Source organism: Streptomyces sp. NEAU-174, assembly GCF_052665095.1.
This window is the reverse complement of the sequence record NZ_JBQTCE010000005.1, coordinates 1-13,800: the sequence shown is the minus strand read 5'-3', so window position 1 is coordinate 13,800 and position 13,800 is coordinate 1. Positions and strand designations below refer to the sequence as shown.

General features: G+C 70.8%; 12 protein-coding genes. 7 read left to right on the top strand and 5 right to left on the bottom strand.

Annotated elements, in window-relative coordinates; all coding sequences use genetic code 11:
• Positions 1-76: 76 nt before the first annotated feature.
• From ACT2CW_RS15750 to pgi, 6 genes are all read left to right on the top strand, one after another.
• On the top strand, positions 77-1,279 hold the full coding sequence (locus tag ACT2CW_RS15750) for a phosphoglycerate kinase (RefSeq protein ID WP_445517029.1): 1,203 nt from the start codon (positions 77-79) through the stop codon (positions 1,277-1,279).
• 5 nt (positions 1,280-1,284) lie between these two features.
• Positions 1,285-2,061, top strand: a complete 777-nt coding sequence (gene tpiA, locus ACT2CW_RS15745; protein ID WP_164430169.1) for a triose-phosphate isomerase — start codon at positions 1,285-1,287, stop codon at positions 2,059-2,061.
• Positions 2,062-2,174: 113 nt separating this feature from the next.
• Complete coding sequence (gene secG, locus ACT2CW_RS15740; protein WP_014059875.1) at positions 2,175-2,402, top strand: preprotein translocase subunit SecG; 228 nt, start codon at positions 2,175-2,177, stop codon at positions 2,400-2,402.
• Positions 2,403-2,621: 219 nt separating this feature from the next.
• Entirely contained in the window at positions 2,622-2,957 is a 336-nt protein-coding gene (locus tag ACT2CW_RS15735; protein ID WP_009718803.1) for an RNA polymerase-binding protein RbpA, read from the top strand.
• 150 nt (positions 2,958-3,107) lie between these two features.
• A complete protein-coding gene (locus tag ACT2CW_RS15730; protein WP_445517028.1) occupies positions 3,108-4,346 on the top strand; it encodes an MFS transporter in 1,239 nt (412 codons plus the stop codon).
• A 51-nt stretch (positions 4,347-4,397) separates the two neighbouring features.
• Entirely contained in the window at positions 4,398-6,050 is a 1,653-nt protein-coding gene (gene pgi, locus ACT2CW_RS15725) for a glucose-6-phosphate isomerase (RefSeq protein ID WP_445517362.1), read from the top strand.
• A gap of 87 nt (positions 6,051-6,137) precedes the next feature.
• Here pgi and pgl read toward each other — a convergent pair whose 3' ends face one another.
• The 5 genes from pgl to tkt are packed head-to-tail and all read right to left on the bottom strand — an operon-like array spanning position 6,138 to position 12,854.
• Positions 6,138-6,920 (bottom strand): 6-phosphogluconolactonase, encoded by a 783-nt coding sequence (gene pgl, locus ACT2CW_RS15720; protein WP_445517027.1) that lies wholly within the window; start codon positions 6,918-6,920, stop codon positions 6,138-6,140.
• Positions 6,917-8,089 carry a glucose-6-phosphate dehydrogenase assembly protein OpcA gene (gene opcA, locus ACT2CW_RS15715; protein WP_164430162.1) on the bottom strand — a complete coding sequence of 391 codons (1,173 nt, stop codon included), beginning with the start codon at positions 8,087-8,089 and terminating at the stop codon, positions 6,917-6,919. The genes pgl and opcA overlap by 4 nt, the downstream gene beginning before the upstream one ends.
• Complete coding sequence (zwf, locus tag ACT2CW_RS15710; protein WP_182469017.1) at positions 8,086-9,609, bottom strand: glucose-6-phosphate dehydrogenase; 1,524 nt, start codon at positions 9,607-9,609, stop codon at positions 8,086-8,088. The genes opcA and zwf overlap by 4 nt, the downstream gene beginning before the upstream one ends.
• Positions 9,610-9,613: 4 nt before the next feature.
• On the bottom strand, positions 9,614-10,732 hold the full coding sequence (gene tal / locus ACT2CW_RS15705; protein WP_182469018.1) for a transaldolase: 1,119 nt from the start codon (positions 10,730-10,732) through the stop codon (positions 9,614-9,616).
• Between the two features lie 43 nt (positions 10,733-10,775).
• Entirely contained in the window at positions 10,776-12,854 is a 2,079-nt protein-coding gene (gene tkt / locus ACT2CW_RS15700; protein ID WP_164430156.1) for a transketolase, read from the bottom strand.
• Positions 12,855-13,238: 384 nt separating this feature from the next.
• On the opposite strand from tkt, the gene ACT2CW_RS15695 reads away from it, so the two are divergent.
• The coding region (locus ACT2CW_RS15695) for a heme o synthase (protein WP_445517026.1) at positions 13,239-13,800 on the top strand (562 nt) is incomplete at its 3' end.

The following is a 13,800-nucleotide window of genomic DNA, read 5'->3' as shown; positions in this document are numbered from 1 at the left end:
TCCCGATGAGCTAGGAAACGGGGCCCGCTACGACGCCGTCGTAACGGGCCCCGATCCATGATCAAGGAGTCACCCTGTGAAGACGATTGACGATCTTCAGGTCGCCGGGCAGCGGGTCTTCGTCCGCGCCGATCTGAACGTCCCGCTCGACGGCGAGACGATCACCGACGACGGCCGGATCCGCGCCGCCGTCCCGACGATCACCAAGCTCCTGGACCGGGGCGCCAAGGTGATCGTCGCCTCGCATCTGGGCCGTCCCAAGGGCGCCCCGGACCCCCAGTACTCGCTCGCCCCGGTCGCCCGGCGGCTCGGCGAACTCCTCGGCAGGCAGGTCGCCTTCGCGACCGACACCGTGGACGACAGCGCGCAGGCCACCGTGGCGGGGCTCGGCGACGGCGAGGTCGCGCTGCTGGAGAACCTGCGCTTCAACGCCGGTGAGACCAGTAAGGACGACACCGAGCGCGGCGCCTTCGCCGACCGGCTCGCCGCCCTCGCCGACCTCTACGTGGGCGACGGCTTCGGCGCGGTCCACCGCAAGCACGCCTCGGTGTACGACCTCCCGGCGCGGCTGCCGCACGCGGCGGGCGACCTGATCGCCGCCGAGCTCACCGTCCTGAAGAAGCTCACCGAGGACGTCAAGCGGCCCTACGCGGTGGTCCTCGGCGGCGCCAAGGTCTCCGACAAGCTCGGCGTGATCGACCACCTCCTGGAGAAGGCCGACCGCATCCTGATCGGCGGCGGCATGGCCTACACCTTCCTCAAGGCCCAGGGCCACGAGGTCGGCGGCTCGCTGCTCCAGGAGGACCAGGTCCCGGCGGTCCGGGACTATCTGCGCCGGGCCGAGGAGCGCGGTGTGGAGTTCGTGCTCCCGGTCGATGTCACGGCCGCGGCCGAATTCCCGGACCTGAAGACCAAGGCCCCCGCGAACCCGCGGCTCGTCGCCGCGGACGCGATCCCGGCCGACCTCCAGGGCCTGGACATCGGCCCGGAGACCCGCAAGCTCTACGCCTCGAAGCTGGCCGACGCGGCCACCGTCTTCTGGAACGGCCCCATGGGCGTCTTCGAGCACCCCGACTACGCCGAGGGCACCCGGGCCGTGGCCCAGGCGCTCGTGGACAGCCCGGCCTTCACCGTGGTCGGCGGCGGCGACTCCGCCGCGGCCGTGCGCATCCTGGGCTTCGACGAGAACGCTTTCGGCCACATCTCGACCGGCGGTGGAGCGAGCCTCGAATACCTCGAGGGCAAGACGCTCCCCGGCCTCGCCGCACTGGAGGACTGAACACCGTGAGTGACCGTATTCCGCTGATGGCGGGCAACTGGAAGATGAACCTCAACCACCTCGAGGCCATCGCCCACGTCCAGAAGCTCGCCTTCGGCCTCGCCGACAAGGACTACGAGGCCGTGGAGGTCGCGGTGCTGCCGCCCTTCGTCGACCTGCGGTCCGTGCAGACCCTGGTCGACGGCGACAAGCTGAAGATCAAGTACGGTGCCCAGGACATCTCGGCGCATGACTCCGGCGCCTACACCGGCGAGATCTCCGGTCCGATGCTGGCCAAGCTCCGGTGCGCCTACGTCGTCGTCGGGCACTCGGAGCGGCGCCAGTACCACGACGAGACCGACGAGCTGTGCAACGCCAAGGTCAAGGCGGCCTTCCGCAACGACCTCACCCCGATCCTGTGCGTCGGCGAGGGCCTCGACGTCCGTAAGGCGGGCAACCAGGTCGCGCACACCCTCGCCCAGGTGGACGGGGGCCTGAAGGACGTCCCGGCCGAGCAGGCCGAGACCATCGTGATCGCCTATGAGCCGGTCTGGGCGATCGGCACCGGCGAGGTCGCGACCCCCGAGGACGCCCAGGAGGTCTGTGGGGCCATCCGCGGCCGGCTCGCCGAGCTCTACGGCCAGGAGGTCGCCGACAAGGTCAGGATCCAGTACGGCGGCTCGGTGAAGTCCGGGAACGTCGCCGCGATCATGGCCAAGCCGGATGTGGACGGCGCCCTGATCGGCGGCGCGTCGCTGGACGCGGACGAATTCGTCAAGATCGTTCGTTTCCGCGACCAGTGAGTAGGCCCTAGCGCGCGCGTCGTCGTACCCTGTCGGGGGTCGAGGCGGTGGACATCGCACCGTCCGGCCCCCGACGTCCGTACAAGCCCGAGAAGGTTGGTCCAGCTGTGATCATGGGGTTCTCGATCGCCCTCATCATCTTCAGCCTGCTGCTGATGATGTTGGTGCTCATGCACAAGGGGAAGGGCGGCGGCCTGTCCGACATGTTCGGTGGCGGCATGCAGTCCTCGGTGGGCGGCTCCTCGGTCGCCGAGCGCAACCTGGACCGCATCACCGTGGTGGTCGGGCTGCTGTGGTTCGTCTGCATCGTCGTGCTCGGGCTGCTGATGAAGCTCGACTGAGGGGCCGCCGGCGGGGCCGTTCCGGGGCCCGGCTGACGCCCGATAACTGACGTACCGTCGTCAGCGGGGCCCATATGCGGCCTATGATGGCATGGCGTCCTACGTGACGGGTGTAACTCCTCTCACTGGACGCGCGTTGGGCCTTACGTAGACTGGGGCGCCGGGCGGCGAAGCTGCCAATCGAGGCTTCGCGGCACCATCACGCAGGGAGTTACGACCGTGGCAAGTGGCAACGCGATCCGTGGAAGTCGGGTCGGGGCGGGGCCGATGGGAGAAGCCGAGCGAGGCGAATCGGCGCCGCGCCTGCGCATCTCCTTCTGGTGCTCGAACGGGCATGAGACCGTGCCGAGCTTCGCCAGCGACGCGCAGATCCCTGACACGTGGGACTGCCCCCGCTGCGGCTTCCCGGCGGGCAAGGACCGGGACAACCCGCCGGACCCGCCGCGCACCGAGCCGTACAAGACGCATCTGGCGTATGTACGGGAGCGGCGCAGCGACGCCGACGGCGAGGCGATCCTCGCCGAGGCACTCGCCAAGCTCCGGGGCGAGATCTAGACACACAACGCGGTACGACGGCCCGGCCGGGCACCTCCTGCGAGGGGTGCGCGGCCGGGCCGTTGTCAGTGGTGCGGGCTACGGTCGTGGGGTGCTGGATCACCGGGGGAGCCGTCCCACCGGGTGGGACGTATGCATGGGGGGATCGTCATGGCCGCGGTGGACGCCGGTGAGCTGGGCGCCGGGAGACCGGCGGGGCCCGCGTGGCGCGGGGGGTTCGGGCGGCTGTGGGCGGCCGCGGTCGTCTCCCGGTTCGGGGACGCGCTGCGGGGCGCGGCGCTGCCGCTGCTGGCCGTCTCGCTGACCGATTCGCCGGTGCTGGTCTCGCTCGTGACCGCCTGCGGCTTCCTGCCCTGGCTGCTGTTCGGGCTGATCGGCGGGGCGATCGCGGACCGGGTGGACCAGCGGCGGGCGATGTGGGCGGTGGACGGCGTGCGGGCCGTCCTGATGGCGGGGTTCGCCGTCGCGGTGTGGCTGGACCGGGCCACCATCGGGCTGCTGCTCGCCCTCGCCTTCGCCCTCACCACGCTCCAGACCCTGTTCGACAACGCGGCCACGGCGCTGCTGCCGTCCGTGGTGGGGCAGCGGGCGCTGGGCCGGGCCAACGCCCGGCTGATGACCGGGCAGGAGGTCATGGGCCGGTTCGTGGGCGCCCCGCTGGTGCCGGTGCTGCTCGGCCTCGGCGCCGCGATGCCGTACGCGGCGGACGCGGCCACCTATCTCGCCGCCGCCGCGCTGGTCGCCTCGCTGGGGGCGGCACCCCCCGAGCGGGCCCCGCGCCCGCCGGGCGGCTCGCTGCGGCGCGATATCGCCGAGGGCCTGGCCGTGCTGTGGCGGGACCGCACCCTGCGGGCGCTGTGCGCCTCCACCACGCTGTGCAACATCGGCATCGGTGCGCTCATCGCCACCCTGGTGCTGCACATCACCGGCTGGCTGGACGCCGGGAACACCGGGTACGCGGCCGTCATCACCGTCTACGGGATCGGCAGCGTGGCCGGGGGCCTGGTGGCCGCCCGGCTCACCGAGAAGCTGGGGCGCGCCCGTGCCCTCGTGGTGTGCGGCACCGCGCAGATCGGCGCCCTGGCCGCCCTGGGGGCGATACGGAGCCTGCCGGTCGCGGTCGCCGCCATGGGCCTCTTCGGCTTCGCGGGGATCGTCTGGAACGTCACCGAGGTGACGATGATGCAGCAGCGCAGCCCGGACGGGGCACTCGGGAGGGTGAGCTCCGCGTTCCGCACCCTGTCGACCGCGGGCGTCCCGCTCGGCGCGCTGCTGGGCGGGGTGATGGCCCAGGCATGGGGGTTCAACACCCCGGCGCTGGGGGCCGCGGCGCTCTTCGTCTGCGGGGTGGCGGCCCTCATCCCGGGAATGCGGTCCGTCATCAATTAGGTTGGTGGCCACGGGGGCCAGGTACCGACGAGAAGTGGGCTGATGTCCGAGATGAACATGGAAGGCCGCACCAGGCTGGACCAGCTGCCGGAATGGCACGCGCTGGCCGCACACCGCAAGGAGCTGGGCGACGCTCATCTGCGCGACCTGTTCGCGGGCGACCCGGAGCGCGGGAGCCGTCTCACCCTTCAGGTCGGCGATCTCCACGTCGACTACTCCAAGCACCTGGTGACCGACGAGACCCTGCGGCTGCTGCGCGAACTGGCGAGCGCCACCAAGGTGGCCGAGCTGCGCGACGCCATGTTCCGCGGCGAGCGGATCAACACCACCGAGGACCGCTCGGTGCTGCACATCGCGCTGCGCGCACCGCACTCCGCGGAGATCAAGGCGGACGGCCAGGACGTCGTCGGCGAAGTGCACGCCGTGCTCGCCAAGATGGCCGTCTTCGCCGACCGCGTCAGGTCCGGCGACTGGACCGGCCACACCGGCAAGCGGATCAAGAACGTTGTCAACATCGGCATCGGCGGCTCCGATCTGGGCCCGAAGATGGCGTACGAGGCGCTGCGCTCCTACAGCGACCGCTCGATGACGTTCCGGTTCGTCTCCAATGTGGACGGCGCGGATCTGCACGAGGCAGTGCGCGACCTGGACCCGGCCGAGACGCTGTTCATCGTCGCCTCCAAGACGTTCACCACCATCGAGACCATCACCAACGCCGTCTCCGCCCGCGACTGGCTGCTGACCGGGCTCCGGGCCGGTCAGGAGGCCGTCGCCAAGCACTTCGTGGCGGTGTCGACCAACGCCGAGAAGGTCGCCGAGTTCGGCATCGACACGGACAATATGTTCGGGTTCTGGGACTGGGTCGGCGGGCGCTACTCCTACGACTCGGCCATCGGCCTCTCCCTGATGGTCGCCATCGGCCCGGACTGCTTCCGCGAGATGCTGGCCGGTTTCCATCTGGTCGACGAGCACTTCTCCACCGCCCCGCCGGAGCGGAACGTCCCGCTGCTGATGGGCCTGCTGGGCATCTGGTACGACAACTTCCACGGCGCCCAGGCGCATGCCGTCCTGCCCTACAGCCACTATCTGTCGCGGTTCACCGACTACCTCCAGCAGCTGGACATGGAGTCCAACGGCAAGCATGTGGACCGGGACGGCAACCGCGTCGGCTGGCAGACCGGCCCCATCGTCTGGGGCACCCCCGGCACCAACGGCCAGCACGCCTACTACCAGCTGCTCCACCAGGGCACCAAGCTGGTCCCGGCCGATCTGATCGGCTTCGCGCGGCCGGTGAAGGACCTGCCGCCCGGGCTGGAGTCCCACCACGACCTGCTGATGGCCAACCTCTTCGCCCAGGGCCAGGCGCTGGCCTTCGGCAAGACCGCCGAGGAGGTCGCCGCCGAGGGGGTGCCCGAGGAGCTGGTGCCGCACAAGACCTTCGACGGCAACCGCCCGACCACCACGATCCTCGCCCATGAGCTGACCCCGTCGGTGCTGGGCCAGCTGGTCGCCCTCTATGAGCACAAGGTCTTCGTCCAGGGCGCGGTGTGGAACATCGACTCCTTCGACCAGTGGGGAGTGGAGCTGGGCAAGGTGCTCGCCAAGCGCGTCGAGCCCGCCCTGACCGAAGGTGCCGAGGTGCCCGGGCTGGACGCCTCCACCGAGCACCTGGTCGCCACCTACCGCTCGCTGCGCGGCCGCTGAGGTCCTCACTGAGGTCCGCACCGCGCAGATGAACGATCCCCCGGGCGCCCGAAGCGCCCGGGGGATCGTCTCTGTGCGATACGAGGGTTACGGCGAGGCCGGGGGGTACAGTTCGCGCGGCAGCCCCGCCGCCGCGGCCCGGTCCAGCAGCCACAGCGTCCGGCTGCGGCCGCGCGCCCCCGCCGCCGGAGCCTGAAGCTCCCCGGCGCCCGACAGCGCTATCGTGACCGCCTTCGCCTTGTCCTCACCGGCCGCCAGCAGCCACACCTCCCGTGCCGCGCGGATCGCGGGCAGGGTCAGCGAGATCCGTACCGGCGGCGGCTTGGGCGCGCCGCGCACCCCGACCACCATCCGCTCGGTCTCCCGGACGGCGGGCAGCTCGGGGAAGAGCGAGGCCACATGGGTGTCCGGGCCGACGCCCAGCAACAGCACGTCGAACGACGGCACCGCGTCGTGGTTCTCCGGCCGCGCGGCCCGGGCCAGCTCGGCCGCGTACGCTTCGGCGGCCGCGTCCACATCGCCGCCCTGGGGCCCGTCGGACGCGGGCATCGCGTGCACCCGCGCCGGGTCCAGCTCCACCGCGTCCAGCAGCGCCTCGCGGGCCTGTGTGACATTGCGGTCCGCATGGCCCTCGGGCAGGAATCGCTCATCGCCCCACCACAGGTCCAGCCGCGACCAGTCGACCGCGTCGCGCGCCGGGGAGGCGCCGAGCGCGGCCAGCAGGCCGTTGCCGTTGCGCCCGCCGGTCAGGACGACCGAGGCCGAGCCACGGGCGGCCTGGGCGTCCACGATCTTCGTGATCAGCCGGGCCGCCGCGGCCTGGGCCATCAGCTCCTTGTCGCGGTGGACGACCACCTGTGGTGCGGTCATGTGTCCGCCTTCCCGTCCGCCTTCTGCCCCTGGGACTTCGGCTGCTCCTGGGACTTCGGAGGGTGGGGCTTGGGAACCGGCGGCTGCGCCGGTGCCTGCGGCGGGTTCTTCGGCGAGCCCGGAGCGTGCTCCGACGGCGCCTCCGGGTCCCGGGTCGGCAGGGGCGGCAGCGGGTCCGCCCCGGGCGGCACCACCTGGGTCGCCGGGGCGGCCTTGGCGTCCCGCTCCAGCGTCCCCACGCCGCCCTTGCCCAGCTTGCTCACGCCGAACTTCACCGACGACTCATAGCTCTCGTCGGGGTCCAGCCGGCGCAGCTCCTCGGCGATCAGCTCCGACATCTCACGCCGCTGAAGCGCCACATGCCGGTCGGGCTGGCCCGGCATGGCCAGCTCGGCCAGCGAGCCGTTCGCCCGGTCCAGGCAGATCACGCCGTCGGCCGTCTCCAGCCGCACCGCAGTCAGCCCGGGGCCCTCCGAGACCTGCCGGTCCACCGGGACCCCCAGCCGCTGGGCGAGCCACAGCGCGAGCAGCTCGCTGCTCGGGTTGTACGCCTCGCCCTCGACGACCGCGGAGGTGATCGGGGAGTGCCGCTGGTCCAGGGCCGCGGCCAGGACGCTGCGCCACGGGGTGATCCGGGTCCACGCCAGGTCGGTGTCGCCCGGGGTGTAGGTGGCGGCCCGCAGCCCGAGGGCCGCGACCGGGTCCTCGGTGGCCTGGGCGTCGGTGATCCGGCGCTGGGCCAGCTGCCCGAGCAGGTCCTCGGCGGGGTGCTCCGGGGCGTCCTCCGGCCACCACACCACCACCGGGGCGTCCGGCAGCAGCAGCGGCAGGACCACCGAGTAGGCGTGGTTGGCGAGTTCGCCGTGCAGCCGCAGCAGCACCGTCTCGCCGGTGCCGGTCTCGCCGCCGACCCGTACCTCGGCGTCCATCCGGGCCATCTTGCGGTCGCGCGGCGACCGGCCCGGCCGCTTGATGACGACCAGGGTGCGCGAGGGGTGCTCCTTGGACGCCTCGCTCGCCGCCCGCAGCGCGTCGTAGTGGTTGCCCTCGTCGGTGACGATGACGAGGGTGAGCACCATGCCCACGGCCGGGGTACCGGTGGCCCGGCGTGCCTGGACCAGAGCGGAGTTGATCCGGCTGGACGTGGTGTCCGTGAGATCGATGTTCATGGCCGCCGCCAGCTCCGTCCGTCTCGTGCGAGCATCTCGTCCGCGGCTTTCGGCCCCCAGGTCCCGGAGGTGTACTGCTCGGGCCTGCCGTGCTGGTCCCAGTACTCCTCGATCGGGTCCAGGATCCGCCAGGACTGCTCGACCTCCTCATGGCGGGGGAAGAGGTTCGCCTCGCCGAGCAGGACGTCGAGCAGCAGCCGCTCGTACGCCTCGGGACTGGACTCGGTGAAGGACTCGCCGTACTGGAAGTCCATCGTCACGTCCCGGATCTCCATGGAGGTGCCGGGCACCTTGGAGCCGAACCGGATGGTGACGCCCTCGTCCGGCTGCACCCGGATGACCAGGGCGTTCTGCCCGAGCTCCTGGGTGTCGGTGGCGTCGAAGGGGGAGTGCGGGGCGCGCTGGAAGACCACCGCGATCTCGGTGACCCGCCGTCCCAGCCGCTTGCCGGTGCGCAGGTAGAAGGGGACACCCGCCCAGCGGCGGTTGTCGATCTCCAGCTTGATCGCGGCGTAGGTGTCGGTCTTCGAGTGGGGGTCGATGCCCTCCTCCTCGAGGTAGCCGTGCACCTCCTCGCCGCCCTGCCAGCCGGAGGCGTACTGGGCGCGCACCGTGTGCTTGCCCAGGTCCTTGGGCAGCTTGACCGCCCTGAGCGCCTTCAGCTTCTCGGTGACCAGGGAGGACGCGTCGAAGGAGGCGGGCTCCTCCATGGCGGTCAGCGCGAGCAGCTGGAGCAGGTGGTTCTGGATGACGTCGCGGGCCGCGCCGATGCCGTCGTAGTAGCCCGCGCGCCCGCCGATGCCGATGTCCTCGGCCATGGTGATCTGTACGTGGTCGACATACGACCGGTTCCAGATCGGCTCGAACATCGTGTTGGCGAAGCGCAGCGCCAGGATGTTCTGGACCGTCTCCTTGCCCAGGTAGTGGTCGATCCGGAAGACGTCACCGGGCCGGAAGACCTCATGGACGACCTGGTTGAGGTCCTGGGCGCTCTTCAGGTCGTGGCCGAAGGGCTTCTCGATGACCGCGCGCCGCCAGGAGTCGCCCTGCCCGTGCGACAGCCCGTGCTTCTTGAGCTGCTGGACGACGGTGGGGAAGAACTTCGGCGGGACCGACAGATAGAAGGCGAAGTTGCCGCCGGTGCCGCGCGCCTTGTCGAGCTCCTCTATGGTCGCCCGCAGCTGGACGAACGCCTCGTCGTCGTCGAACACGCCGGGGACGAAGCGGAACCCCTCGGCCAGCTGCTGCCAGACCTCCTCGCGGAACGGGGTCCGCGCGTGTTCCTTGACCGCGTCGTGCACGACCTGGGCGAAGTCCTCGTTCTCCCAGTCGCGGCGGGCGAAGCCGACGAGCGAGAAGCCCGGGGGCAGCAGCCCGCGGTTGGCCAGGTCGTAGATGGCCGGCATCAGCTTCTTACGGGACAGGTCGCCCGTGACGCCGAAGATCACGAGGCCGGACGGCCCCGCGATGCGCGGGAGCCGCCGGTCTCGTGGGTCACGCAGCGGATTGCTGCTGCTCACGTTCTCACGCCTCCGAGGGTGCGAGGCGCTTGAGCTCCGCCTCGGTGGACTTCAGCAGGTCGTTCCAGGAGGACGCGAACTTCTCGACGCCCTCGTCCTCCAGCACCTGGACGACGTCGTCGTAGGAGATCCCGATCCCGGCCAGCGCGTCGAGGTCGGCCTTGGCCTGCTCGTACGTGCCGCGCACGGCGTCGCCGCGGATCTCGCCGTGGTCGGCGACCGCCTCCAGGGTGGCCTCCGGCATGGTGTTGACGGTGCCGGGGGCGACCAGGTCCACGACGTACATGGTGTCCTTGTACGCCGGGTCCTTGACACCGGTGGAGGCCCACAGCGGACGCTGCTTGTTGGCGTTCGCCCGGTCCAGGACGGCCCAGCGGTCGGAGCTGAAGACCTCCTCGTACGCCTGGTACGCGAGGCGGGCGTTGGCCACGGCGGCCTTGCCGCGCAGCGCCTTGGCCTCATCGGTGCCGATCTTGTCGATGCGCTTGTCGATCTCGGTGTCCACGCGGGAGACGAAGAAGGACGCCACCGAGTGGATCTTCTGGAGGTCGAGGCCCGCGGCCTTGGCCTTCTCCAGACCGGCCAGGAAGGCGTCCATGACCGCGCGGTACCGCTCCAGGGAGAAGATCAGCGTGACATTGACGCTGATGCCCAGGCCGATCACCTCGGTGATCGCGGGCAGCCCCGCCTCGGTCGCCGGGATCTTGATGAAGGTGTTGGGCCGGTCCACCAGCCAGGCCAGCTGCTTGGCCTCGGCGATGGTGGCGGCCGTGTTGTGGGCCAGGCGCGGGTCGACCTCGATGGAGACCCGGCCGTCCTGGCCGCCCGTCGCGTCGTACACCGGCCGGAGGATGTCGGCCGCGTCGCGGACGTCCGCCGTGGTGATCATGCGGACGGCTTCCTCGACCGTGACCCGGCGGACCGCGAGGTCGGCCACCTGCTGCTGGTAGCCGTCACCGCCGGAGATCGCCTTCTGGAAGATCGACGGGTTGGTGGTGACGCCTACGACATGCTGCTGGTCGATCAGCTCGGCCAGATTGCCGGAGGTGATCCTCTTGCGGGAGAGGTCGTCGAGCCAGATCGCGACGCCTTCGTCGGCCAGCCGCTTGAGTGCGTCTGTCATGGGGTGTGTTCTCCTACTCGTCGCACTTACGTCGTCTGTGGGGTCAGCGCCCGGCGGCGTCGAGGGACTCGCGAGCGGCGGTGACCACGGCCTCGGCGGTGAGGCCGAACTCCCGGAAGAGCACCTTGTAGTCGGCCGAGGCGCCGAAGTGCTCCAGCGAGACGATGCGGCCGGCCTCGCCGACGAAGCGGTACCAGGTCAGGCCGATACCCGCCTCGACGGCCACCCGAGCCTTGACGGACGGCGGCAGCACTGTCTCCCGGTACCCCTTGTCCTGCTCCTCGAACCACTCGACCGAGGGCATCGACACAACCCGGGTGGGAATCCCGGCGGCCTGGAGCTGCTCGCGTGCCTCCACGGCGAGCTGCACCTCGGAACCGGTGCCGATGAGGATGACCCGCGGCTCGCCGCCCTCGGCCTCGAAGAGGACGTAGCCGCCCTTGGCGGCGTTGTCGTCGGCCTCGTAGGTCGGCACGTTCTGCCGGGTCAGGGCCAGGCCGTGCGGAGCCGGGTTCGCGGTGTGGCGGCGGGTGATCTCCCGCCAGGCAATGGCCGTCTCGTTGGCGTCGGCCGGGCGGACCACGTTCAGGCCCGGGATGGCGCGCAGCGCGGACAGGTGCTCCACCGGCTGGTGGGTCGGGCCGTCCTCGCCGAGGCCGATGGAGTCGTGCGTCCACACGTAGGTGACCGGCAGCTTCATCAGCGCGGCGAGCCGGACGGCCGGGCGCATGTAGTCGGAGAAGACCAGGAAGGTACCGCCGTAGACCCGGGTGTTGCCGTGCAGCGCGATGCCGTTCATGGTCGAGCCCATGGCGTGCTCGCGGATGCCGAAGTGGATCGTGCGGCCGTACGGGTCGGCCTCCGGCAGCGGGTTGCCCTTCGGGAGGAAGGACGAGGACGCGTCGATCGTGGTGTTGTTGGAGCCCGCGAGGTCGGCGGAGCCGCCCCACAGCTCGGGGAGCACCCCGCCGAGCGCCTTGAGCACCTGGCCGGACGCCTTACGGGTGGCGACGTCCTTGCCCGGCTCGAAGACCGGCAGCGCGCTCTCCCAGCCCTCGGGCAGCTCGCCCGCGGTGATCCGGTCGAACAGGGCGGCCCGCTCGGAGTTGCTGTTCCGCCACTCCTGGAGCTTCTTGTCCCAGGCGGCGTGCGCCTCGCGGCCGCGCTCGACCAGGGCGCGGGTGTGGTTGATGACGTCCGTGTCGACCGCGAAGTGCTGCTCGGGGTCGAAGCCGAGGACGCGCTTGGTGGCGGCGACCTCGTCGGCGCCCAGCGCCGAGCCGTGGGACGCCTCGGTGTTCTGCGCGTTCGGGGCGGGCCAGGCGATGATCGTACGGGCCGCGATGATCGAGGGGCGCTCGGTCTCGGCCTGCGCCGCCTTGAGCGCCGCGTGCAGCGCGTGGATGTCGAAGTCGCCGCTCTCGGCCTGCTCGATGCGCTGGACGTGCCAGCCGTACGCCTCGTAGCGCTTCAGCACGTCCTCGGAGAGCGCGGTCGCGGTGTCGCCCTCGATCGAGATGTGGTTGTCGTCGTACAGGGCGACGATGTTGCCCAGCTTCTGGTGGCCGGCCAGCGAGGACGCCTCGGCCGAGATGCCCTCCTCCAGGTCGCCGTCGGAGACGATCGCCCAGATGGTGTGGTCGAACGGAGAGGCGCCCTCGGGCGCCTCCGGGTCGAACAGGCCACGCTCGTAGCGGGCGGCCATCGCCATGCCCACCGCGTTGGCGATGCCCTGGCCCAGCGGGCCGGTGGTGGTCTCGACACCGGTGGTGTGGCCGAACTCGGGGTGGCCCGGGGTCTTGCTGCCCCAGGTGCGGAACGACCGCAGATCGTCGAGCTCGAGACCGAAGCCCGCCAGGTACAGCTGGACGTAGAGGGTCAGGCTGGTGTGCCCGGGGGAGAGGACGAAGCGGTCCCGGCCCGCCCAGCCCGCGTCGGAGGGGTCGTGCCGCATCAGCTTCTGGAAGAGCAGGTACGCGGCGGGCGCGAGACTCATGGCCGTGCCAGGGTGGCCGTTACCGACCTTCTGTACGGAGTCCATGGCCAGGACCCGGGCCGTGTCGACGGCTCGCTGGTCCAGATCGGTCCACTCGAGGTCTGTGGTAGTCGGCTTCGTGCTCACCCTGAGTCAGGGCTCCTCTCCACAATGTCGAAATCCGGTGACCGTATGTACACCGGCGATGTCGAGCCTACCCCTGGAACAACGGTCATCTTTTCGAGTTCGACTCAACGGGATAAGGAACGAATTCCGAGGTTGCCGCATTCCCTCCGGGGCCCGTCCGCAGGGCGTCCCGAGCCCTACGGAAGGCGCCGTTCCGGGGCGCTGCCGGGCCCTCCGTCCCCCGGGCGCGGCCGCCTTACGGGCGCCTCGCCGTGCCCCTCCAACACGAGGGACCCCGGCGGCGGGCGGCGCATCCGCTACGTCTAGAGTGGCGTGGTACGCGCAAGTCTTTACCGGCTCTTCATGTCCGGTGCTTGCTTGTTCTTGCTTCCACCAGGGGTGTGCGTGACGGCCGTCGAATCCCGTCCTGCGGGGGTGCTCGAGACGAGCGAAACGAGCTCCGGTCACCGGCCGTTCGGGGCCCGTGTCGGGGCGTTCGTGGCGCTGACGAAGCCGCGCGTCATCGAACTGCTGCTGATGACGACGGTGCCGGTCATGTTCCTGGCCGCCCAGGGCGTCCCGGATCTGTGGCTGGTGGTCGCCACCTGCGTCGGCGGTTATCTGTCGGCCGGCGGCGCCGCCGCGTTCAACATGTATTACGACCGGGACATCGACGCGCTGATGGAGCGCACCGCGCAGCGCCCGCTCGTGACCGGCATGGTCTCGCCGCGGGAGTGCCTCGTCTTCGCCTTCGCGCTGGCGGCGGGGTCGACGGCCTGGTTCTGGGTGCTGGTCAACCCGCTGTCCGCGATGCTGTCGCTCGGTGCGCTGGCCTTCTACGTCGTCGTCTACACGATGTGGCTCAAGCGCCGCACCTCGCAGAACATCGTCTGGGGCGGCATCGCCGGCTGCATGCCCGTGCTCATCGGCTGGTCCTCGGTGACCAACGAGGTCTCCTGGGCCGCCG

Excerpts from the sequence above, each read along its gene's own strand:
- secG (WP_014059875.1), top strand. The coding sequence starts at position 2,175 with ATGGGGTTCTCGATCGCCCTCATCATCTTCAGCCTGCTGCTGATGATG.
- ACT2CW_RS15730 (WP_445517028.1), top strand. The coding sequence starts at position 3,108 with ATGGCCGCGGTGGACGCCGGTGAGCTGGGCGCCGGGAGACCGGCGGGG.
- pgi (WP_445517362.1), top strand. The coding sequence starts at position 4,398 with ATGAACATGGAAGGCCGCACCAGGCTGGACCAGCTGCCGGAATGGCAC.
- pgl (WP_445517027.1), bottom strand. The coding sequence starts at position 6,920 with ATGACCGCACCACAGGTGGTCGTCCACCGCGACAAGGAGCTGATGGCC.
- opcA (WP_164430162.1), bottom strand. The coding sequence starts at position 8,089 with ATGAACATCGATCTCACGGACACCACGTCCAGCCGGATCAACTCCGCT.
- tal (WP_182469018.1), bottom strand. The coding sequence starts at position 10,732 with ATGACAGACGCACTCAAGCGGCTGGCCGACGAAGGCGTCGCGATCTGG.